This window comes from Deltaproteobacteria bacterium, from assembly GCA_016874775.1.
Classification (GTDB): Bacteria; Desulfobacterota; Binatia; order Bin18; family Bin18; genus VGTJ01.
Map to the genome: position 1 here is coordinate 1 of VGTJ01000108.1, position 21,595 is coordinate 21,595.

Consider the following 21,595-nt stretch of genomic DNA (forward strand, 5'->3'; position numbering starts at 1 on the left):
CGGCTTTTGCGTTCGGGCAGGGCTTTTGTTAGTGACAGAGTACACGATGTCGTGAGACGTCCTTCCATTAAGAATTAGTGCGCGATGTCATGAGACTCGACACTTAACCCCCAATCCCCAATCCCTGTTCCTGACCCTCTCGGCTGGCTTGCCCAAGCCGCTGGCTACAACGATGGCGAACGATGGTGGGAACACATCGTTGAACAGCGTCAGGATAGTACCGACGTGTTTGCTGCCATTGCGGAAGCCATGACAGAATTGCGCGCCTCAGCGCCTCCTTCGACAGATCCCCGCGAAGCCCAGCGTGAAGCGTACATGCGCCAAACTATTCGTGCGGCGCAACGTGAGGGTTATGAACGCATTGCGGTCGTGTGCGGTGCCTGGCATGTGCCAGCCCTGCAAACCATGCCACCAGCAAAAGAGGATACAGCGCTCCTCAAAGGCTTACCAAAGGTGAAAGTGTCGGCAACGTGGGTACCATGGACTAACGGGCGGTTAAGTACCGCAAGTGGCTACGGTGCGGGGATCGAATCACCGGGTTGGTATCATCACCTCTGGACTGTCTCAGATCAGCCAGTGATTCGTTGGTTGACCCGAGTGGCCCGCCTTCTGCGCGAAACCGACATCGATGTCTCCTCGTCCCATGTGATTGAAGCGGTCCGCCTCGCCGAGACCCTGGCGTCGTTCCGTGGCCGCAGATTACCGGATTTATCAGAACTCAACGAAGCCACACAGACAGTGATCTGTTTTGGCAATCCGCTACCGCTGCAACTTATTCACAACAAATTGATCGTCGGCGAAACCTTAGGGCATGTGCCAGAAGAAACGCCGATGGTACCGTTGCAGCAGGACTTGCAGCGCGAACAGAAACGGCTACGACTCCCTGCTGAAGCGACGTGGCGCAATCTTGATCTTGATTTGCGCAAGCAGACCGATCTGGACCGGAGCTATCTCCTGCATCGTCTCGCCTTACTGGGGATTCCGTGGGGAGAGCGCAAAGAAGCACAGAACAAGAGCAGCACCTTTCACGAACTCTGGCGGGTGCAATGGCAGCCCGAATTCGCCATTAAACTCATTGAGGCCGGCGTGTGGGGTAATACGGTCTCAGAAGCAACGTCAACGTTCATCCGCCATACGGCAGATCAAGCAACACAGTTACCGGCGCTCACCAATCTAGTTGAGCACACCTTGTTAGCCGACCTGCCCACGGCGCTTGCTCATTTAATGGTACGGCTACAGACCGAAGCAGCCAGCGCCAGTGATGTGACCCATCTCATGAATGCCCTCCCTCCCCTGGCGAATGTCATGCGCTATGGCAACGTGCGTCAGACCTATGTCACCATGGTGAGTCAGGTTGTGACTGGTTTGGTCGCCCGCATCAGCGTTGGGCTACCAGGCGCGTGCGCCTCGCTTAATGATGAAGCGGCAATCGCGATGTCCACGTATCTTGCTAATACTCATGCGGCCATCAATTTGTTGCAGAACGATGAGTATCGCCAGAGCTGGTCAGACACCCTCCGGCGCATGACCGATCAAAGCGGCTTGCATGGTCTTTTGGCTGGTCAGTGCTGTCGCTTGCTACTGGACTCAAGAGTATTTGCCGCTGATGAAGTAGCCCGCCGCTTTAATCTTGCGTTGTCTACTGCCAATGAACCCGCTCAAGCCGCCGCATGGGTCGAAGGTTTTCTGAAAGGCAGCGGCTTACTCCTGTTGCATGACGAAACACTCTGGCAGGTATTGGACAACTGGGTCACGAATTTATCTGGCGAGGTGTTCACACAAGTCTTGCCTCTTCTTCGTCGCACGTTTGCCACTTTTCCCGCGCCAGAGCGGCGGCAGATCGGCGAGCGAGTTGCGCGTGGCGCACGTTCGCCTGTCACTCAGGCCACCAGTACCAGCGACTTTGATGTGGCCCGTGCCGAGGCGGTGCTGCCTTTGGTCGCACGGCTATTAGGATTACAATTGAATTAAACCAAATCGTGCGACCCCGCACGCTACTTCTATTATGCAAACACATACTGAACATCTCCGCCGCTGGCGACTGATTCTTGGGAGTGATGAAGCCGATGGCACTGGCTGCGCCCTACAAGGCGCAGATGTAACGATGGACCGTGCACTCGGTGCGCTCTACGATGCTGACCGACGTGGAAGTCTGGGAGGTTCTTCACCCAATGTTGCCCGCTGGTTGGGCGACATTCGTACCTATTTCCCCTCTTCTGTCGTACGCGTCATGCAGCAGGACGCCTTGGAGCGTCTCCATCTGCAACAAATGCTGCTCGAACCAGAAATGCTGGCTGCCGTCGAACCGGATGTGAACCTGGTTGCGACGTTACTGTCGCTGAGTGGGATTATGCCAGAGAAGACTAAAGAGACCGCTCGCCTGGTCGTCCGGCGCGTAGTGGACGAGCTTGAGCGCAAGCTGGCCAACCCGCTGCGACAAGCAGTGCTAGGCAGCCTCAATCGCGCAGCGCGTAATCGGCGACCACGCCACAATGAGATCGACTGGCACCGCACGATTCGCGCGAATTTGAAGCATTATCAACCAGACTATCGAACGGTGATTCCTGAGACTCGCATTGGTTTCGGTCGCAAACGCACGTCACTGCGCAATATCATTCTGTGCATTGACCAAAGTGGCTCGATGGGCACGTCGGTCGTCTACTCAGGTATCTTTGGTGCCGTGCTGGCGTCGATTCCTGCGGTACGGACACAAATGGTCGTGTTCGATACTGCAGTCGTGGACTTAACAGAAAAGATGAACGATCCGGTTGACCTCTTGTTTGGCGTGCAACTGGGGGGCGGAACCGATATCAATCAAGCATTAGCGTACTGTCAGAGTATCGTACAACAGCCGCACGATACCATTCTCGTGCTCATCAGCGACCTCTACGAAGGCGGCGATCAGAAGGAAATGCTCAAGCGCACCGCTTCGCTTGTCGCATCGGGGATCCAGATGATAGCGCTGCTTGCCCTCAACGATGACGGTGCTCCATCGTATGATCATCAGGTCGCTGCGACATTTGCTGGCTTTGGCATTCCATCATTTGCGTGTACGCCTAATCTTTTTCCGGAGCTGATGGCGGCGGCCATTGAGCGGCGGCCTATTGATCAGTGGGCCGCGGCTCATGAGGTTGTCACTGCCGGTGCAGGACAATCTGCATAAAGACACGAGGCGATTTTGTTTCCTTTGGTAATCACCCTCACCCTAGCCCTCTCCCTGTGAGGGAGAGGGAATTTAGAACGAGCTACAAACCACAAGCTACGAACCACGAACTACAATGAAACTCACACTTCCTGAACTTTGCCTCGTTGTCCTAATCGGCCCGTCTGGGTCTGGCAAATCGACTTTTGCGCAGGCGCACTTTAAACCGACAGAGATTCTCTCATCGGATGTCTGTCGTGGATTGGTGAGTGATAACGAAAACGACCAAACCGCCACCAAAGATGCCTTTGAGGTACTGCATTTTATCGCCGACAAGCGACTCGCGGCAGGGAAACTCACTGTCATTGATGCAACCAGTGTCCGCCAAGAAGACCGTAAACCCTTGATCGAACTCGCCCGTGCGCATCACTGCTTGCCGGTAGCAGTCGTGATGAATCTGCCAGAGAAACTGTGTAACGAGCGTAATGCATCTCGCCCAGACCGTGACTTCGGCCCGCATGTCGTCCGTCAACACCATAGTCTCATGCGCCGATCATTGCGGTGGTTGGACAAAGACGGCTTCCGCTCTGTCTTCGTCTTGTCTTCCCCAGAAGAAGTCGCCTCGGCCACAATCGAACGACAACCACTGTGGACCAATCGTAAACATGAGCATGGGCCGTTCGACATCATCGGCGACGTGCATGGCTGTTACGATGAACTCGTCATATTACTGAAACAACTGGGCTATAGCGGTGACCTATTATCTTCAGATAGCCAACCCCTAACCCCCAGTCCCCAACCCCCAACGCATCCGGATGGGCGCAAAGTCATCTTCCTCGGCGACCTCGTCGATCGCGGGCCAAAGATTCCTGCAGTCCTACGCCTGGTGATGAACATGGTCTCGTCGGGCACGGCGCTATGTGTTCTGGGCAACCACGACACCAAGTTGTTGCGCAAACTAAAAGGTCGCAACGTCCAAATCTCGCACGGGTTAGCAGAGTCATTGGCTCAACTTGAAAACGAACCTGAAGAATTTCAGCGACGGATAGTACAATTCATCGATGGCCTAATTAGCCACTATGTACTTGATGACGGCAAACTCGTTGTCGCTCACGCGGGCATGAGTGAGGCATTGCAAGGCCGCGCGTCCAAACGGGTACGCGACTTCGCTCAGTTCGGTGAAACCACGGGTGAAACCGACGAGTATGGCCTACCAGTTCGCTATAATTGGGCAAGCGAGTATCGCGGTAAGGCGATGGTTGTCTACGGCCATACGCCAGTGGTCGAGCCTGAATGGCTCAATCGCACGATTAATGTTGACACCGGCTGTGTGTTTGGTGGACAGTTGACTGCGCTGCGATATCCTGAGCGAGAGCTGGTTTCGGTTCCCGCCGCGCGAGTCTACTACGAATCTGCCAAACCCTTCCCAATTGCTGCGGTGTCAGGCATTGCCCCAGTGCCGCCAAAAGCAGACGATCTTCCTGCGATCGAAGATGTCTTGGGCAAGCGGATCGTCAACACCCGCCTCTTCGGCAATGTCACGATCCGAGAGGAAAACACGATAGCCGCATTAGAAGTGATGAGTCGCTTTGCTGCCAATCCTCGCTGGTTGATCTATCTGCCCCCAACCATGTCACCATCTGAGACGACGAAAGAAGCGTACTTGCTAGAACGCCCCCAAGAAGCTTTTGCCTATTTTCGCCATCAAGGTATCCCACAGGTCATTTGCGAAGAAAAGCATATGGGGTCACGAGCTGTCGTGATCGTCTGCCGCAATGAGGCCGTCGCAGAGAAACGATTCGGCGTTACGGAGGAGGGTATAGGCATTTGCTACACGCGCACCGGACGGCGGTTCTTTGATGATCGGACACTCGAAACGGCGTTGCTGGAACGACTACGCAAGGCACTGGATAGCGCTGGGCTCTGGCAGGAACTCGATACGGACTGGATATGCCTTGATTGCGAACTGATGCCGTGGTCAGTAAAAGCGCAAGAGCTCTTGCGACAGCAATATGCGGCAGTCGGTGCCGCTGCTCGGTTGGCACTCCCTGAAACTGTAGCGGCGCTACAGCAATCCACCTGGCAAGGCCCTGAGGCGACTGCCCTACTGGATCGCTATCAACAGCGAGCCACCATGACGCAAGACCACATCGCAGCCTATCAACGCTACTGCTGGCCGGTCCACTCACTCACCGATCTCAAGCTCGCACCGTTCCATGTGCTTGCCAGTGAGGGTGCGGTTCATAGCGACAAAGATCATGTATGGCACATGGAAACCCTTGCTAAGGTCTGCCGCGCTGACGAGGAAGTGCTCCTGGCAACTCCCTACAAGAGAGTTGATGTCACTAGTGGAGACGACCAGGCTGCGGGGATTGCCTGGTGGGAAGAATTGACCGCGCGTGGCGGCGAAGGGATGGTCATCAAACCTCGGACCTTCGTCAGCAAAGGTCAACGCGGCTTGGTACAACCAGCGGTTAAGTGTCGCGGGCGGGAATATCTCCGCATCATCTATGGCCCAGAATATACCGCGCCTGAACACCTGGAACGTTTACGCGCACGCGGGCTTGCAGCGAAACGGTCGCTCGCCTTGCGCGAGTTTGCCTTAGGGATCGAAGCCTTAGAGCGCTTCGTGCGGCAGGAGCCTTTTTATCGGGTTCATGAATGCGTCTTCGGCGTCCTGGCGTTAGAAAGTGAGCCGGTCGATCCGAGATTATAACCCCGCCCTCAAGGGCCACAATTTGCCCCAGCCGTCCAAAAAGAGTAATAAGTTCATATAGACTGATCGTCAGATGAGTAAAAGTTACCGCCTATGCAACAATGTCGAGGGTATTACTGGTTCATAGTTACGCTGCTGTTTTTCATGGCCTCGTGCTCGGTACAGCCTCCACCGTCACGCACCTCGATCTCTGCTCCTCCTCCCCCCCCTCCTCAAACGGGATGGGCCGGCGAAAAAGCGCAAGTAGCCGTTGTCGAGTTTGATGACAGAACACAAGGACGCGCCCCACGTCGAGGCAATCTGCTTGGGCGAGGCATGGAGGCACAAATAGTGAACGCCCTCCGGCAGACAGGGCAGTTCGTCGTTTTGGAACCTCAAGAAAAAACTGTTCGTGGAAAGAAAGGGGAATTGATTACCGCTCAGGTTGGCAGCCACGAAGAACCGGAATTCTTTGTTTCAGGCTCGGTTGTCACGTATCGCCTGAGTCCGGCCAGTGTCGCCGCCGGCGTTGCCGCGGATCCCTTACTTGGCACTTCCGACCCAAATCGAGGAGGCTCGCTAACCGCTACTGCAACGCGGGTCTTCTCCAATCTCCCCACAAGCGAGCAAGATCACGTGGAAATGGCCTTGTATCTGTTTGACGGAAAAACAGGGCTCCTTATTGCCGAAACCCGGATCGCCACCACGCCGCATGACTTGTCCCCCGCTCTCCAAGGGATGTTCAGTGCGGAGCTACTTCGCTCCGCGGTCGCTCCGGAACCGTCAACCCAACGCACGGTGCGCGCAGGAGTAATCAAAGCCGTTAATTGGATCGCCGAACATTGCCTCGAATATCGCCGCCAGCAGGCGAAAAATCCCGATGCCAATGAACCGCGATTACCTCTGGGAAAGAAGAAGTCGAGGGGATAAATCGACACCCACAAGTATTGGTATCCGAGATTTGTCACCCTAAGTGAAACGAAGGGTCTCTCAGAGTGATTCTTCGTTGCGTTCAGAATGACACCAACGCGGGGCTCTCATGCAAGGTGCATGAATGTTCCGGGTGCCGATGTCGCAGGAGGTCACCTGTCCATAAGCCACGAAGACGTTGACACGAGTGTCCGTGTAGCCACAAAAGGGTCATCGTTACTGCGCGCCGCAGCCATGATCTTTTCCAGTGTCGTCCGCAAATCCTGCCCGTGCTGCTCGTAGATACGTTCAAAGAGCGTGAGCTCTTGCAAATACACCAGATACTGCAATAGCACGGCGTTATTGAGTTTGACGGTCGCTAAATCAGCGTTGCGTCGTACCTTCGCCGGCAAGCGACGAAACTCTTCCTGCACCTGTAAGAAGAGCTGTTCGCGTTGTTGCAGCTTGTCCTCTTCAGCGACAGATGAGCTATACAGCGCATTCAATCGCTCCACCGCTCCACCAAGAAAGCCAGCGACCGCAAGCTCATTCTCCCAGGTCGCCACTGCCTGGCGGACAGCTGCGGCTTCCTTCCCCTGTTCTTTTGTCAGAAAGGCAATCACTCCACGATGCCCAGCAAAGTTAGCGAGCGACTCATTAAAAGCCGACTGCCCGTTGATGTAAAAAGTCGTATGAAACAGCTCGTGAATAATAATATTGGCGAGGGTCTCTGCGTCGTATTTCAGAAGGTGCGGCAAGAGCGGATCGGAGAACCACCCTAGGGTGCTAAACGCTGACGCTGGTCGGATGAAGGTATCATATCCCTGGGCTTCCAGCCTCTGCGCTTCTTGTTTTGCCTCGTCCTGAATGAAGTAGCCTTTATACGCCACGCGTCCAATGATCGGGAACCACCAGGTGTACGGCTCTAGCTTCGTGCGGGGAGCGGCAGTCTCAACATAGACAATAGGTGGTTTGGAAATCTCAGTCACAGACTGATAGCTCCCACCAGTCTTGAACCCCAGATCGGTTTCAACAAACTGCCGCACTCGTAGAACCGTTTCCAGCTTTTCGCGGGTCGTAGCATCGAGATCTGGCCGCGCTAACACCTCGACAATCGGGCGACGGTTCCAAAGAATTTTGGCTTCTTCATATCCGGCCCGGAGAACATACGTTGGCGAGCACGCAGAAAGTACAAGAGTAGCTAGTAACAAGAAGAGAGTAGCCAGGAGAAACGTTGAGGAGCGGCGCGAAGGAGAATGCCTATAGAGAGGATGCCGCCAGACCAGAGCAAAGGGAGACCTCATGTCGGTTTTGCCTTCTGCTTTTTGCCTTTTGCCTTTTCTTATCTGTGGCTAGTCACCAACTTCCGCAAACTGTGAACCGACCGATAGTGACGGAGTCCCATACTGCAGCTGGTACAAACGCCAATAGATTCCCTGCCGTTCGATCAGCTCTTGATGCGTACCAATCTCACGAACCTGTCCTTTATGAAGAACGATGATACAGTCAGCGTGTTGAATCGTTGAAAAGCGGTGGGCAATCACGATGGTTGTCCGCCCTGCCATGAGTTTATTCATCGCATCTTGAATCAACAGCTCGGTCTCCGGATCAACGCTTGACGTTGCCTCATCGAGCACAAGGATCGTCGGATTATAGGCCAGTGCTCGCGCGAACGAGAGAAGTTGACGTTGTCCACCGGAAAGATTCGACCCTCGCTCACGTATCGGCTCTTGGTATCCACGTGGAAGCTGGCTGATAAACCGATTGGCGTTGACGTAGCTTGCGGCACGTTCGAGATCAGCTTGAGTAATATCGCTTCGGCCTAACGTGATGTTCGTGGCGACATCACCGGCAAAGAGAAACACATCCTGCAACACAATCCCAATTTGACGGCGAAGGGTTCTGAGATCCCAATCACGCACATCGACGCCATCGATCAGAATACGACCATGTTGTACATCGGCAAACCGATTGAGCAGCTTGCTGATGGTGCTCTTCCCTGCACCGGTCGCGCCGACGAGTGCGACCTTCTGCCCTGGCTCCAGGGTAAATGACACGTCCCGGAGAATCCACTCGTCTCCTTTATAAGCAAACCACACGTGATCAAACACGATATGTCCACGCACCTGCTCTGGCTCGCGAGTCAGAGATGGGGAAGCAATGGTCACCGGAGTGTCGAGCAATTGAAACACGCGCTCAACCGCAGTTATCGCCGACTGCATAGTAGTGTACTTCGTACCAAACTCACGGATGGGAACAAAGAACTTCTGCAAATACTCGACGAATGCAACTAATGTTCCGAGCGCCACAACACCAGTTCCGATTTGCACTGCGCCATACCACAACATGAGGGCGATGGAAATTGATCCTACGGCTTCAACGAGAGAAAACAATGTCGCTTCATAAATGTTGGAAAGATGATTAGCATCACGAAACTCGCGGTTACGCTCATCAAATTCAGCAAATAATTTCTTCTCTTGGGCAAAGAGCTGAACAACAGCAATTCCCGAAAGGGTTTCCTGCAAGAAAGCATTGATACGAGCCAGCCGCTCGCGAATCGCACGGTAGGTGTCTCGCGACCGGACACGAAAAAAGTTCATGGCCACCAATAGAGGCGGCAGTAATGCCAGAGTCGTAAGCGTGAGCTTCACATCGATCGTCAACATGATCACGACAATACCGACCAGCGTCAGTACATCCATGAAGATGGTAAGTGTCCCTGCAGTAAAGGCTTCATTGATGGCGTCAACATCAGTTGTCAGACGGGTTACGAGTCGTCCCACGGGGTTACGATCGAAAAAACTCGCTGGTAATGCTTGTAAGTGATTAAAGAGATCAACCCGCAAATCTGACAAGCTATGCTGCGCAACCGTCATCGTCGCTTGGTATTGCAAATAGAAAAATATGAACTCGCCAACCAGTGCGCCAACAAACATCAGGCCAGCTTTCGTTAATCCCGCTGCATCATTGTGAGCAATATAGTTGTCAACGGCAAGTTTAAGAATATAGGGTTGGGCAAGGAGAAACGCCGAGGTCAACGGCAGACAGATAACCGCGAGTAGGAACTGTCCACGGTAGGGGCGCACATAGCGCCACAAGCGACGCAGTAGCGCTATGTCGTACGTTTTTCCCAACGCTTCTTCGCGTTGTCCATCCTGCATCATAGCTCTGCCAACTCTTCTTCCAGCGCTTGTTGCTGAAAGATCTCGGCATAGATTCCACCACGTTCCACAAGCTGTGTATGGGTACCAGTTTCGACGATCCGACCTTCATCAAGAACGACGATCATGTCGGCATCACGAACTGCAGCGATCCGATGAGAAATGACGACGACGGTTTTCTCATGCGTTGCTTCACGCAACCCGCGGAGAATTTGTCGCTCGGTTTGTGCGTCAACACTGGAGAGCGCATCATCCAGGACCAAGATAGGAGGGTCAGCCAGCAGTGCGCGAGCTAAGGTCATGCGTTGTTTCTGCCCGCCAGAAAGCGTAATCCCACGTTCGCCGACAACGGTGTCATAGCCACGAGGAAAATCGGCAATATCTTGGTCAAGGTGGGCAACCCGCGCAGCCCAGCGTACTCGTTCCATATCAACCGCAGGTAAGGAGAACGCGATATTCTCCTTAATACGCGTAGAAAACAGAAAAGGGTCCTGCGGAACAAACCCAACCCAATGTCGCAATGCCGCGAGAGAACACGTACGAATATCCTGGCCATCGATTGTAATGGTCCCATTCTGAACGTCGAACAGGCGAGGAAGGAGTTGCACAAGCGTGCTTTTCCCCGAACCCATACGGCCAACGACGGCCACTGTCGTTCCAGCAGGAATAGTCAGGTTGATATCGCGTAACACCAAGTGACCATTCACGTGCGCACGGTAGCCAAAGTCCACATCTTGAAAATGAATCTCACCATGAATCTGCCGCGCTAAACCATCGCCTTGGCCATCAACGATTTCCGGCTGCGTCTGAAAAATGGACTCCAATCGTTTCAAGGCGGCTTTTCCTCGTTGGACGATAGAAATCAGCCAGCCGAGAGCCATAGTCGGCCATGCTAACAGATGGAGATAGCCCATAAAGGCAACCAGATCTCCCAAGCTCAGGCGCCCAGCAATCACATGAGACCCGCCGTACCACAGTACCACCAGGAGCCCAAGGCCAGAGACCGCTTTCATCAGCGGCGGAAATAGTCCTCGCACGCGAGCGAGACTCATACTTTCTTCACGAAAGGTATCGTTCCGACGACCGAATTCAGCCGCCTGCCAATCTTCACGAACGTAGGCACGTACCACGTGCATGCCACTCACCGACTCTTGCACCCGAGTCGAAAGATCCGCTAACCCTTCCTGGACTTTCAGCGTCTTCTCCATCATCTGCCGGCTCATACGTTTGACAAAAAGAAACATGAGTGGATACGTCGCAAGCGCGGCAAGCGTCAACTGTGGGTCCATCATCACCATCGCCGAGCCAGCGTAAATGTAATACAGCGGCGTATTCAATAAATTGAGAATCCCAAGCCCCAGGAGGAGACGAACCGCGGTGACGTCATTCACCAGTCGTGACATCAAGTCGCCAATTGCTTGACGCTGATAATATCCGAGTGAGAGTTTTTGTAAGTGAGCAAAGAGGTCGTTGCGAAGCTGGTATTCAATGTCCCGCCCAACATTGAAGATCATGAAGCGCGAAAATGAGCGGACCACTCCTTGGACACAAGCAATCCCTATGATCGCCACCACGTGCCACATCACCTCGCGAAACGGTCGCTGATGCTGAATCGCTTCGATCGTCCATTTGAGCAATAGCGGAATGGACATCGCCAAGGTCGCAGAGACGATCAGGCAAAGAATTCCGCGCATATATCGAGCGCGGTAGTAAACAATGTAACCCCACAGACGGTGCATGTTGTATGGTGTTCAACATATCGACGCGACCGAGCAGCAGCAAGGGCTTTCATCAATTAAGAGTGAAGAATGGAAGACATAGAAGTCACGCTCAGCTCTCCTCACTCTCAACGTTTCACTCTTCCTTCTTCCCTTCGTCTTGCCCGACTCGTGCCCGTGCGATGAGTCCAGCAACCGCCCACATCACAATGACAACTTCTGCGTCACCAAAATTGTGCTGAGTCAACCCGCCAATCAAGAAACCAACAATACTGAGCAACGTACCGAGCACGAAACTGCGATAAGGTTCGTCTCCAGGGGGAATACGTCGATAGGTCTCCCATCCTAAGCGAAGTACCGACCAGAAGAAAAACAGAAACGCCGCGAGTCCAATCAGCCCGCTATCAACAGCAATTTGCAAGAACGTGTTGTGGGCATGACCAGTGTGATTCGCTGTCGGGTGCTGCGCATAGAAAGGGTCACGAAACTTACGATAGTTACCATAGCCCCAACCAAGGAGAGGGCGCTCCTTGATCATGTCGATATTTGCTTGCCAAATCTGACTACGAGGGAGGTTCTGGACGAAATCGAAGGTCGATTGAAAACGTTCTTGGACCCCTGCACCAGCAGTCAGCAGAAAAACAGCAAAGACAATCGCTCCGGCAGTCACACCTGCCAATGTCTTTCCACCACGTATCACGCCAAGCGCAAATAACACCACAGCGTAGGCTATCCACACCCCGCGGGTCAGCGAGAACAACAGGGCAAACACCATCAATCCCCACCCCACGGCGAGGAGAAGCCGCTGGCGAATTACGAGCCCAGAGCACGAGAGCCACGCCGTGACAAAGGTCAGGGGGAATAACAAGTTATGCGCGAACGTAATACCGGACGGATGAAGCCCTTTGCTACGGAACCCTTCATCACGCCCAAACCAGAAAGGATCGACATCAGGTGGCTTTCCTCGTAACTGTCTGTTCAGATCAATCCCAGTGTAGTGCTGAACAATCGCATATACAGCGACCACACTTGCGGTGATTACCAGCACAGTAATAAGTCGCTCGACATCTTTTCGGTCACGGACCAATGCCGCCGTGACAAAAAAGGCACAGGCAAGCCACAATTTCCGATAGCCAAGCAGTGAGTTTCCTACGGCGGGACTGAACACTGTCGAGAGGAGCAAGGCACCAAAGAGCAACAGCAACGGACGGTCAAGCGGAGTTGTCGGCCAACGTCGCTCATGCCAGAGGAACGTTCCGAACAGGACCAGAAGAAAGGACAGCGCAGTTTGTTGCCAGGCGACTGGCAGAGGAAAAGAAAAAAACAGGAGAGCAAGTAACACTCTTCTCATACGATCAGCCTTCACTCGCCCTCCTCTGTCCATCTCCCCATATCGAGGCGCGTCTTGTCCCATGCAACACTGTCTCCACGCCTGCGAAGAGAAGTAGCATTTTGGTAGTATGAAAGTGAAGACATCAATCACCCTTTCTCAAGAACTCCTCAAGATTGTCGACAAACGAGCAAAGCAAGGCAAGAAGAATCGCTCTGATTTTATCGAGACAGCCATCTCGCTTTAGACATTGCCAATTGAGAATCTCGAAACCGAGCTCAACAAATGTCGAGACAACGTCTTTTTTCACACCCCTCGTCGGGTCAGCATCACCTTTACGGTCTCTGCCATGATCCGCATATCCAGCCATAACGAATAGTTATAAATGTACGCGAGGTCGTATTTGAGTTTGTACTCAGCTGTTGTGTGATACTCACCATTCACTTGCGCAAGTCCGGTGAGTCCGGGTTTGACCAGTAACCGTTCGGCATATCCGGGAATGGTCCGCAAGAACTCCTCAACAAACTCAGGGCGTTCAGGCCGAGGCCCCACCAAACTCATAGTGCCATTCAAGACATTGAAGAGTTGAGGGATTTCGTCGATTCGCGTGGCACGCAAAAACCGACCGACGCGGGTAATCCGTTCGTCACCCACTCCGGCCAGGATTGGACCAGTCGCCACCTCTGCACCATCGACCATAGTGCGCAACTTGTACATGACAAACTCTTGCCCATCGCGGCCGACCCGGCGTTGCCGATACAGGGTCGGACCACTCGATGTGAATTTGATGCAGCATATGGCAATGCACAAAACTGGCAGACTGAGCAACAACAAAACGGCAGCAATACCAACATCGACGATTTCTTTGACGAGAAACGCTAGATCTTCTTGTGGATCCTTGAGAACCTCCACTAACGGTACATCATGCAATCGTAACGTCGACACGCGACCAACTAAAATGTCATAGACGGAAGGCACCACAAGGACCCGTGGCCTATCTTCATACTCACGCCATCCGTCAGAAGAACGTACTAAGCTGTCGATAAACGAATCCTTCCAAGTCGGTTGTGAAAGAAGAATCACTTCCTCGATATGATATTCTCGCATCAGTTGTGGGAGGTCTTCGACTTTTCCTAGCCAGGGAACCGAAGAGTGCGCAGTAGCAGTCATGGGATGATCGACAGCGACTAAGCCGACCAGATTCAACCCTGGCGTATGAAAAACCTCTGGAAGGCCAGAGAGGAATGTCACCAGTTCCTCAGCCGCACCAACGAGCAACACCCGCAGAGGGCGGACCCGTGCCAACCAACGCACCACCCATAGGCGAAGAACGGTCACACCTACCGTATTGAGTAGCCACAACAAGACCAACACAGAACGAGGGAAGAGCAAATCGCCGCGAAAGAAATACCAGGCCGAGGTTGCGAGTAACTGTACGCCGAGTGCTGCGGCGACATTTGTCACCAATCGAGTCCGATGCACCAAGGCATGGAGGTCATAGAAGCCAAAAAAGTACAACAAAATGATTTGTGAAGTCGCAAGGATAAACAGCGGGTGATTCACTTCACTAAAACGAATCGACGGTAGGAGATCGACAGTAAATGGAAACGAAACATAAATACGCAGGACGAAGGTGATGAGATACATCAACAGCACACAGAGGATGTCTGCGAACATCAAAACCAACAATGTGGTTTGGTACCGCAATGTCGGTCGCCGCACCGCAGCCGCTGAGACTGGTGTATCTGCCATACGCTGCATCAGTTATGAAGCAGAAAGCGTATCGAGAGCAGCGACTCCCAAGCGACGATACAACCTCTGCCGGGAAAACAGATATTTATGCTTCCAAAAGTAATAGCTCACACCCCACAAATGCTTCCAGCTCAATCCAGAAAAGAAGGATCGGGCGACCCGTCGTTCTTTATGAATCACCACTGCTTCTGGATTGTAGACGACCTGCCACCCAGCTTGACGTAACCGTATACAGAAGTCGATATCTTCCGGCCCATAAAAGATCTGTTCATCTAACAGGCCGACCTTCATCAGCGCTTCCCGACGAATGACTTGACACGCGCCAATAACATAGTCAACCGCACGAATGGAATTGTGATCCCAATCTGCCATCTCCGTTTGCTGTCGCAGTCGTTGAGCAGCAGCAAACGGCACTTGTCTTGCGACTTTATCGAGCAATGTGGGATAGAACCGACACGTGAGATGGAGTTGACCGTCCAGACCTATCAGCTTCGGTGCACACAGCCCCACTTGGAGGTGAGCATCCATGTAAGAAATGAGGCGGTCAAACGCTCCAGGCTCTACCACCGTATCGTCATCAAGCAAGATAATGTACTCGCCTTGGGCAACACGAATCCCTTGATTCCGTCCGGGCGCGACACCGCGATTGTCACGGTTAACCACAAGCTGCATCCACGGAAACTCAAAACGGAGCGACGCTGGCGAATACCCACGCGAACCATTGTCGATGACAAGGACTTCATACGGATAAGTGGTGCACGCCTGAGGCAGCGATTGCAGGCTGCCGCGTAACAGGTCCGTCGAATTCCACGTAAGAATGACGATCGAAGCCTTGATCACTCCACTTGCCCCTTCCATTCCTTCGTTGATGAAAATGGATGATACAGCGAGTAAGAGTCCTTCCGCAGGAGTGCCACTCGCGCCCATAGACGAGCGACTCCCTTAATCACTGTCGACAATGCCACCAATGGATACTCACTCGGAGAGATTTTTTGCCAGAACTGCGACCAGCGATACTCAGCGATCGGTCCAGCCGCCAACAGTTGCCCGTGCTCGCGCTGAATTTGTAGCTTTCCTCCTTCAGTACGAACACGTTCCGCAAAATAGTCACGCCATGTCGTCGGCGGAACGAAGCAGACTCGTGCATTCCACTCCTTCGCGACATGCGCTTTCCCAACCGCGACGGTCAACCACGCATCCTCCAGTAAGAGATCCTCGGGAATACCATTCGGCAGGACGGCCTTTCGTAACAGCAGTAATCGCCCTCCAGCATTGCCAAAGTCAAACCGATAGGGAATGGCTCCTATTCGGCTCCACAACGTACCGCCATTGGGTAGGAATGGCACTTCCCGTGCTGCGACTAAGTTCAATGTGGCATCTTGTTGCATGCGCAAGGAGAGAGCATATACAGCATCGCCATCAATCCGCACATCCGCATCAGAGAACAGTACCATCGTTCCTGTCGCCCAGTGCCACAAGGTATTCCACGCTGGTGGTTTACCCTTCTGGTCGGTCAAGAGGACGGTACATCTGGGAAATGAATCGGGGAATCGGGGAATCGGGGAATCGGGGAAAAAGAAAGAATGGGAGGGGTGGTCGCCGGTTCTCCCGCGCTCCGATTCTCCCATTCCTTTTTCGGGTCTCCGTTTCTCCGCTTCCTTTTCCACTCTCTGGTGAGCGATCCACACTTCTTCGCACTCGATCTTATGTTGCTGACAAAACTCGCGCACCGCCTGCAACGGAGCGCACGCTTCCCCAGAGCGAATCCCGTTAATACAGACGAGCAGTTCACTGATCGAACCTGGAGGTAACTGTGTGTGTGAGCATGCCTCATAGAGACTTTCCAAGGTCTGACGTAGACCTGGCTCACTAGCTCGACAGGGAATGGCGATTGATAAAGAATCTTGTATTGACATCGTGCTGAGTTGAAACCTCACAATAGTACATGAATGTCAGATGCTCCGATTGATAAGTTCACGGTAGTACCCTTCGAGCACCTCAGCATCCGCTTCGATAGACTGCACGCGCGGAAACTGATGAGAGAGCTTTTCGACTAATGATGGGGCACTAATAAATCGTTCGAGGGTTCGTCGCAGATCAGCTACATCGCGTGGACGAAAGAGCAGACCATTTACTCCCTCTTGTATCCACTCCGGCATCCCACCAAACGCGGCGGTCACAACGGGTTTCTTCGCCAAGAACGCCTCACGGATAACCAGCGGAGCGTTCTCGTACCAGATTGAGGGAACGACCACAACATCAACCTCACCGAGAATGCGCCCGAGTTCGTCGTGCGCATAGCGCCCTATCATGCGAATGTGGGGTGAACGTCGCAATTGCGCAAGAAACTGCGCACGGTCAGGATACGGAGCGTAGTCGGTTTCTCCACCATAGATACGCAACTCAGCCGTCGTTAACGGCTCGAAGGCTTCAACCAGATGATGAATGCCTTTGACCGGATCAACAACACCGATGTAGCCGAAGACGAGCGGGCGATTGGGAGTATCCTTCTGCGGCATTTCCGTCATTCCCGCAAAAATCCCCTCTCCCTTTGGGAGAGGGCTAGGGTGAGGGTTCAGGAAATCAGCAATACTATCTTCGCCGCCTTTTGTGTTTGCAGTCTGAACGCGCGCTCCCCAGTACGGACTGGGGACAGGCTGCGCGGGCATGACGGGTTGGCCTCCGTTGTCCGATGTAGACAGTGCCGGTAACCCACACTCCGAAAAGATGATCTTCTCTGGTGGAACACCAAAAGCGAGAAATTGTTCACGCAAAAATCGTGAAGGTGCAAGAAAGAGCGACACCTGTCGGCACAGTTCACGAATATGTTGCATGCGTTGATTGATCTGAGCCTGTGCCTGCGGTGGAGCAGGACGAACAGCAACATACTTTGCATGCGCCCAACGTAATAGATCACGAAGCCAGAGGTGCGTTCCTGGCGCAGGTTTGAAACGCTGATACATCGGGGTCAACTTGCCCGCCAAGAGATGAGCAAAACAGCGCGCGCAGCCATCGTCCGTTTGGCCTGAGCAAACCGACAGATCGGGTTTCAGAAATCGTCCGCGTTGGCAAATTAACCAATAGTCATGCAACGTCATCACCACCGGGATGTTGCGTCGTATCGCTTCTTGGACACATCCCGTTGAGAGATACATTAAGTGATGGACATGTACGACATCTGGTGAAATACGGTCAAGGAATGCACTGAACTGTTGTGTAATACGCGGGTTGTCGTAACTTTGCGTGAAGTCCGAAAGATAACGGAAGGTATTATTCACCTGCGTGATCAACAGATTATCCCGAGTGACAGTCTCAACAGAGAACTCATCACGGCGTGTATCGTTACTGCGGGTGAACACGGACACTTCGTGCCCACGTTCTTGTAAAGCCGACGAGATTTGTGCGGCATAGGTTTCCGTTCCACCGAGACTGTCTGGTGGGAACCCGTGTACGACTTGGGCGATACGCATCAAGGGCAAACTACACGAAGTAAAATTGAAGGGCGAGGGTATGTGGAGCGTGATCAGACCAATCGTCATGTCAGTACGGTTCGCTGCGATAGCAGCAGCTCTGGTAGTGTTTCGTTGACCGTCTTTGTATTAACTCAGGGGCTAGGAGAATCTGTGAGCCTGCATGCGACATTGAACATCATGACAGGTGTGTCATACTGAAAAACAAGGAAAAAATCCGAGATGACACAACAACAGTTGATTGATGAATACATTTCCCTTCCTAAGGAAGCGCAGCACCAAGTTGCTGATTTCGTCGCTTTCCTGCGGCAGCGATATAAAGCCGCGCCACCAATACAACAGCCGCGCACTGCGGATTTGGAGAAGGAACCATTCATCGGGATGTGGCGCAATCGCCAAGATTTAGACGATAGCACCACCTGGGTGCGCAACACCCGCAAAGCGGAATGGGGCGAAGGCGTGTGACCCTTGTTGATCCAGATATTCTCATTGACGCCGGTCGAGGCATTCCAGAAGCTGTTGCTTGTCTGAAAGACATCAAAGCCCATTCAACATTGACCATCAGCATCGTTACACAAATGGAGTTGATGATAGGTTGCCGCAACAAGTCCGAGTTGCAGAAATTGGACAAGTTCCTCAAGCAGTTGCAGATTGTCAAGCTTAACGAGGCGATTGCGGACAAGTCAGTGGAGTTACTGCGATTGTACCGCCTGAGTCACAGTCTGCTCATTGCTGACAGCCTGATCGCGGCAACAGCTTTGACTTTGAATGTAGCGTTTATCTCCAAGAACCAACGCGATTACAAATTCATTTCTGGGCTCAATCTCCTGACCTACCCTTGATGTACAAGCAACAGAAAAAGGGAGATACACCTACTCCCTCCAGTGCCTCAAAAATAGGCCCATACTCGACATCAAACGGACAGTTGATGAAAACGGAATCTGAGAATCGCGGGCGACTAAGAGCCACAACGGTCTTTACGCTTTCTTATGAAGAATCAAAGTTAAGGTCGTCGCTTGTCCACGTCTGCAGAGGTCGTCCGCGTTGCAAAGCGAAAACGAATCAATCCTTTGCCAGAGGCTGTCGCCTCAGGAGTTAGGATTTTCTTTTGGCCATGTTTCGCTCTGGACCCAGAGCGAAGTACCTCCTGAGCAGCTTTGAACGCCCGCTCCGGCGTCACTCTCCCAGTTTTTCCCAGTGCTTTAATTGTTCGAGTTGCCATTGTGGTCGGTCCTTTATTCAAAGCTTCGCTAACACAAGCGACAGGTCTTCTCAACGTTACTCCTCATCGCTCGTCGATCTTGCACCGAGACTGTCCGGTAGAAATCCGTGTACGACTTGGACGATGCGCAGCAAGGGTAAACTACACGAAGTGAAATTGAAGGGCGAGGGTGTGGAGTTCAAGTGTACTGCCCAACAAGTAGGTACGAATCGTAGTAACAGACCCGGCTCTGGTAGTGTTTCACCAGGTGTCTGAGTATACTAACGGTCAGGATTGAAGCTGGCTTTGTTGTTAAGATATCTTTTCAGGCTTTGTTCTTAGCAGGAGATCTATTATGGCTACGCAGCAGCCGCGCTACAGTAAAGAAGAGTTCGCCCGACGTGGCAATGAACTGTATGAACGACAGATTCGTCCTCAGGTGCAGGATGGAAACGAGGGGAAAGTTGTTGCTATCGACATTGAGACAGGCATGTTTGAAGTGGCGGAGGATACTCTCACCGCTTCTCACCGCCTCTTAGCTCGCTGCCCTGAAGCGCAGACCTGGTTTATCCCATCGGTCATCGAGCATTACATCGCTTTGGACCTTGGGGTTTCGCGGAATCGGCATGGTTACTGGCATTGTCACTGCGAGTCGAGAAGCAGTCGTTCGTCTCGTCGTGCATGGTACGACCGGCCAAACAAGCGAGATTGAAGCGGTCATTGATACAGGCTTCACCGGATTTTTAACCCTCCCCACTCCTCTTATTTTTTCACTTGGCCTCATTTGGCGTGGTCAAGCCCAAGCGACACTGGGTGACGGCAACCCTCACCAGTTCGATGTCTACGAAGCGGCAGTACTTTGGGATGGTCATGTTCGAGTCGTGGAAACAGACGCTGCAGACACAATGCCGCTGATCGGTATGGGCTTGCTCTATGAGTATGACGTACACATTCAGACCGTGGAAGGAAGCCCAGTTACTATTGAAGCGCTATCAGTACAGTAGACACGGATTACGCCTACTGCCGTAGTCCTGAACGAGCTGTAGCTATGTTGCGCATATCTATCACGAGGGCGTTGGCAGGAGGAGAGAATGGTCCGTTGGGAGAAACCGTCTCTATAGGCAGATCGGCCCACTGCGGCTGCATTTCCCGCAATAGCAGATACACCATGGGCTTTGGCACCCAGGCGGCAGCAGAAGAAGGAAAACCAAATTCATCATAGCGCGAGGCCGGTGCAAGAAGGTCTTCACCTCGAGATCGAATAATGGAAATACTCTTAATATGAGAAAAATCTACTTGTACTAGTTGGTGGTGCAACCACGCAAGTTCCAATACTTGCGGGTGAGCAAAATACGTCTTGACGTTATGCCTGGCCCAAAGCACGCTTATCCATGCAATGACGCAGAGTACAGTGGTGACTGTCAATATTGATCTTGAACGAGTCACCGTTCGCCCATACCCCCAGAGCGCAAAAAAGACGTACACCGCAACAAGTGCGGCTAGAGCGGATTGGGTGCGATACGCAGCCCAATTCTCCGCTGCCACAAGATTCGGAAGATAACTGATAGGAATTAGGAAGCAGCACATAAGTACCTTCCACAAGCGCTCTTTTATCGCGCCGTGGAAGTACAACATGACTCCGCCAATGATAAAAAAGGCCATACCAACTGAAATCCACCATCGCGGAAACAAGTTCATGAAGTTCAACGTGCACAATAGCGGTTCCTGAACGAACCAAGACATTTTACTTGAGATATCTCCAGTCAAGCGAGCACGAGGTGGACCAAAGAGTTCGTCCTTATACGCTGCTGCCCCCCACTTGCTCACACCAAACCCAAGCAGGAGTCCAATACTCATAATAGCGCCGTGCCAACGCAAACGTTGTAAGAAAGAGGGCCAAGAGATGTCAGACTTCAACAAAACGATTGCTGCAAACACACAAAAAAACATGGCGGCTGGTTGGTAAATCAACAATCCCATCAGAAAGAATGCAACCGCGACAATACCGTAGAGTCGTCTACGCCACACAGATTGTTCGTTGATCCCTTTCTCTGCCAGCATAAACGCCGCTCCAGCAGCCACCGCCGCTAAGGCATGGGCAAGAATTAAGTTACCGATTAAGAGCGAGGAAGAAGCGTATAGTTCCAATCGCCATGAAACTTACCGGGTTTGATATTGAGCGCTTGAAACTCATCGTCGGAGACCTGTAGGCCTTTG

18 protein-coding genes and 1 pseudogene are annotated in these 21,595 nt (G+C 52.7%); 9 read left to right on the plus strand and 10 right to left on the minus strand.

Translation table 11 applies throughout. From position 1 onward, the window contains the following. The first annotated feature begins 225 nt into the window (after positions 1-225). The 4 genes from FJ147_17765 (at position 226) to FJ147_17780 (ending at position 6,767) form a co-directional block, all read left to right on the plus strand. On the plus strand, positions 226-1,971 hold the full coding sequence (locus tag FJ147_17765) for a hypothetical protein (protein MBM4257725.1): 1,746 nt from the start codon (positions 226-228) through the stop codon (positions 1,969-1,971). 34 nt (positions 1,972-2,005) lie between these two features. Further along, the gene (locus tag FJ147_17770; GenBank protein MBM4257726.1) at positions 2,006-3,163 is read left to right on the plus strand and encodes a VWA domain-containing protein; all 1,158 of its coding nucleotides are present in this window, start codon (positions 2,006-2,008) and stop codon (positions 3,161-3,163) included. 115 nt (positions 3,164-3,278) lie between these two features. Next, complete coding sequence (locus FJ147_17775; protein MBM4257727.1) at positions 3,279-5,858, plus strand: polynucleotide kinase-phosphatase; 2,580 nt, start codon at positions 3,279-3,281, stop codon at positions 5,856-5,858. 93 nt (positions 5,859-5,951) lie between these two features. Beyond that, positions 5,952-6,767, plus strand: a complete 816-nt coding sequence (locus tag FJ147_17780; GenBank protein MBM4257728.1) for a hypothetical protein — start codon at positions 5,952-5,954, stop codon at positions 6,765-6,767. 152 nt (positions 6,768-6,919) lie between these two features. Here FJ147_17780 and FJ147_17785 read toward each other — a convergent pair whose 3' ends face one another. From FJ147_17785 to FJ147_17800, 4 genes are all read right to left on the minus strand, one after another. Next, positions 6,920-8,050, minus strand: coding sequence for a hypothetical protein (locus FJ147_17785; GenBank protein ID MBM4257729.1), 1,131 nt, complete (start codon positions 8,048-8,050; stop codon positions 6,920-6,922). Positions 8,051-8,098: 48 nt separating this feature from the next. Beyond that, positions 8,099-9,910, minus strand: coding sequence for an ABC transporter ATP-binding protein (locus FJ147_17790; GenBank protein MBM4257730.1), 1,812 nt, complete (start codon positions 9,908-9,910; stop codon positions 8,099-8,101). Beyond that, positions 9,907-11,646, minus strand: a complete 1,740-nt coding sequence (locus FJ147_17795; protein MBM4257731.1) for an ABC transporter ATP-binding protein — start codon at positions 11,644-11,646, stop codon at positions 9,907-9,909. The genes FJ147_17790 and FJ147_17795 overlap by 4 nt, the downstream gene beginning before the upstream one ends. A gap of 115 nt (positions 11,647-11,761) precedes the next feature. Further along, complete coding sequence (locus FJ147_17800; GenBank protein MBM4257732.1) at positions 11,762-13,039, minus strand: hypothetical protein; 1,278 nt, start codon at positions 13,037-13,039, stop codon at positions 11,762-11,764. Between the two features lie 46 nt (positions 13,040-13,085). Here FJ147_17800 and FJ147_17805 point away from each other — a divergent pair, with 46 nt between their 5' ends. Continuing rightward, the gene (locus FJ147_17805) at positions 13,086-13,202 is read left to right on the plus strand and encodes a CopG family transcriptional regulator (protein ID MBM4257733.1); all 117 of its coding nucleotides are present in this window, start codon (positions 13,086-13,088) and stop codon (positions 13,200-13,202) included. Positions 13,203-13,261: 59 nt separating this feature from the next. On the opposite strand, the gene FJ147_17810 is transcribed toward FJ147_17805, so the two are convergent. Genes FJ147_17810 through FJ147_17825 form a run of 4 tightly spaced genes read right to left on the minus strand, consistent with a single transcriptional unit; the run spans position 13,262 to position 18,246 of the window. Then, positions 13,262-14,716: a sugar transferase gene (locus tag FJ147_17810; protein MBM4257734.1), complete on the minus strand. Its 1,455-nt coding sequence runs from the start codon at positions 14,714-14,716 to the stop codon at positions 13,262-13,264. A gap of 3 nt (positions 14,717-14,719) precedes the next feature. Beyond that, on the minus strand, positions 14,720-15,634 hold the full coding sequence (locus FJ147_17815; protein MBM4257735.1) for a glycosyltransferase family 2 protein: 915 nt from the start codon (positions 15,632-15,634) through the stop codon (positions 14,720-14,722). Next, positions 15,544-16,623 (minus strand): hypothetical protein, encoded by a 1,080-nt coding sequence (locus tag FJ147_17820; protein MBM4257736.1) that lies wholly within the window; start codon positions 16,621-16,623, stop codon positions 15,544-15,546. Before FJ147_17820 ends, FJ147_17815 begins: the two co-directional genes overlap by 91 nt. A gap of 36 nt (positions 16,624-16,659) precedes the next feature. Further along, on the minus strand, positions 16,660-18,246 hold the full coding sequence (locus FJ147_17825; protein MBM4257737.1) for a glycosyltransferase: 1,587 nt from the start codon (positions 18,244-18,246) through the stop codon (positions 16,660-16,662). 153 nt (positions 18,247-18,399) lie between these two features. Here FJ147_17825 and FJ147_17830 point away from each other — a divergent pair, with 153 nt between their 5' ends. Together FJ147_17830 and FJ147_17835 are read left to right on the plus strand one after the other, a co-directional pair. Next, positions 18,400-18,642, plus strand: a complete 243-nt coding sequence (locus FJ147_17830) for a DUF2281 domain-containing protein (protein ID MBM4257738.1) — start codon at positions 18,400-18,402, stop codon at positions 18,640-18,642. Continuing rightward, positions 18,624-19,019 (plus strand): type II toxin-antitoxin system VapC family toxin, encoded by a 396-nt coding sequence (locus tag FJ147_17835; protein ID MBM4257739.1) that lies wholly within the window; start codon positions 18,624-18,626, stop codon positions 19,017-19,019. Before FJ147_17830 ends, FJ147_17835 begins: the two co-directional genes overlap by 19 nt. A 161-nt stretch (positions 19,020-19,180) precedes the next feature. On the opposite strand, the gene FJ147_17840 is transcribed toward FJ147_17835, so the two are convergent. Then, a complete protein-coding gene (locus FJ147_17840; GenBank protein MBM4257740.1) occupies positions 19,181-19,399 on the minus strand; it encodes a hypothetical protein in 219 nt (72 codons plus the stop codon). Between the two features lie 334 nt (positions 19,400-19,733). Here FJ147_17840 and FJ147_17845 point away from each other — a divergent pair. Both FJ147_17845 and FJ147_17850 read left to right on the plus strand, forming a co-directional pair. After that, positions 19,734-19,976, plus strand: a pseudogene (locus FJ147_17845) (hypothetical protein). A 28-nt stretch (positions 19,977-20,004) separates the two neighbouring features. Further along, entirely contained in the window at positions 20,005-20,382 is a 378-nt protein-coding gene (locus FJ147_17850; protein MBM4257741.1) for a clan AA aspartic protease, read from the plus strand. Between the two features lie 13 nt (positions 20,383-20,395). Here the strand turns inward: FJ147_17850 and FJ147_17855 are convergent, their stop codons facing one another. Further along, complete coding sequence (locus FJ147_17855) at positions 20,396-21,526, minus strand: hypothetical protein (protein ID MBM4257742.1); 1,131 nt, start codon at positions 21,524-21,526, stop codon at positions 20,396-20,398. Positions 21,527-21,595 lie beyond the last annotated feature (69 nt).

Coding starts and splice junctions, on each gene's coding strand:
- FJ147_17805 (MBM4257733.1), top strand. CDS start 13,086: ATGAAAGTGAAGACATCAATCACCCTTTCTCAAGAACTCCTCAAGATT.
- FJ147_17815 (MBM4257735.1), bottom strand. CDS start 15,634: ATGGGCGCGAGTGGCACTCCTGCGGAAGGACTCTTACTCGCTGTATCA.
- FJ147_17775 (MBM4257727.1), top strand. CDS start 3,279: ATGAAACTCACACTTCCTGAACTTTGCCTCGTTGTCCTAATCGGCCCG.
- FJ147_17820 (MBM4257736.1), bottom strand. CDS start 16,623: ATGTCAATACAAGATTCTTTATCAATCGCCATTCCCTGTCGAGCTAGT.
- FJ147_17835 (MBM4257739.1), top strand. CDS start 18,624: ATGGGGCGAAGGCGTGTGACCCTTGTTGATCCAGATATTCTCATTGAC.
- FJ147_17850 (MBM4257741.1), top strand. CDS start 20,005: ATGGTTACTGGCATTGTCACTGCGAGTCGAGAAGCAGTCGTTCGTCTC.
- FJ147_17800 (MBM4257732.1), bottom strand. CDS start 13,039: ATGGGACAAGACGCGCCTCGATATGGGGAGATGGACAGAGGAGGGCGA.
- FJ147_17790 (MBM4257730.1), bottom strand. CDS start 9,910: ATGATGCAGGATGGACAACGCGAAGAAGCGTTGGGAAAAACGTACGAC.
- FJ147_17780 (MBM4257728.1), top strand. CDS start 5,952: ATGCAACAATGTCGAGGGTATTACTGGTTCATAGTTACGCTGCTGTTT.
- FJ147_17785 (MBM4257729.1), bottom strand. CDS start 8,050: ATGAGGTCTCCCTTTGCTCTGGTCTGGCGGCATCCTCTCTATAGGCAT.
- FJ147_17795 (MBM4257731.1), bottom strand. CDS start 11,646: ATGCACCGTCTGTGGGGTTACATTGTTTACTACCGCGCTCGATATATG.
- FJ147_17840 (MBM4257740.1), bottom strand. CDS start 19,399: ATGGCAACTCGAACAATTAAAGCACTGGGAAAAACTGGGAGAGTGACG.
- FJ147_17830 (MBM4257738.1), top strand. CDS start 18,400: ATGACACAACAACAGTTGATTGATGAATACATTTCCCTTCCTAAGGAA.
- FJ147_17770 (MBM4257726.1), top strand. CDS start 2,006: ATGCAAACACATACTGAACATCTCCGCCGCTGGCGACTGATTCTTGGG.
- FJ147_17810 (MBM4257734.1), bottom strand. CDS start 14,716: ATGCAGCGTATGGCAGATACACCAGTCTCAGCGGCTGCGGTGCGGCGA.
- FJ147_17825 (MBM4257737.1), bottom strand. CDS start 18,246: ATGACGATTGGTCTGATCACGCTCCACATACCCTCGCCCTTCAATTTT.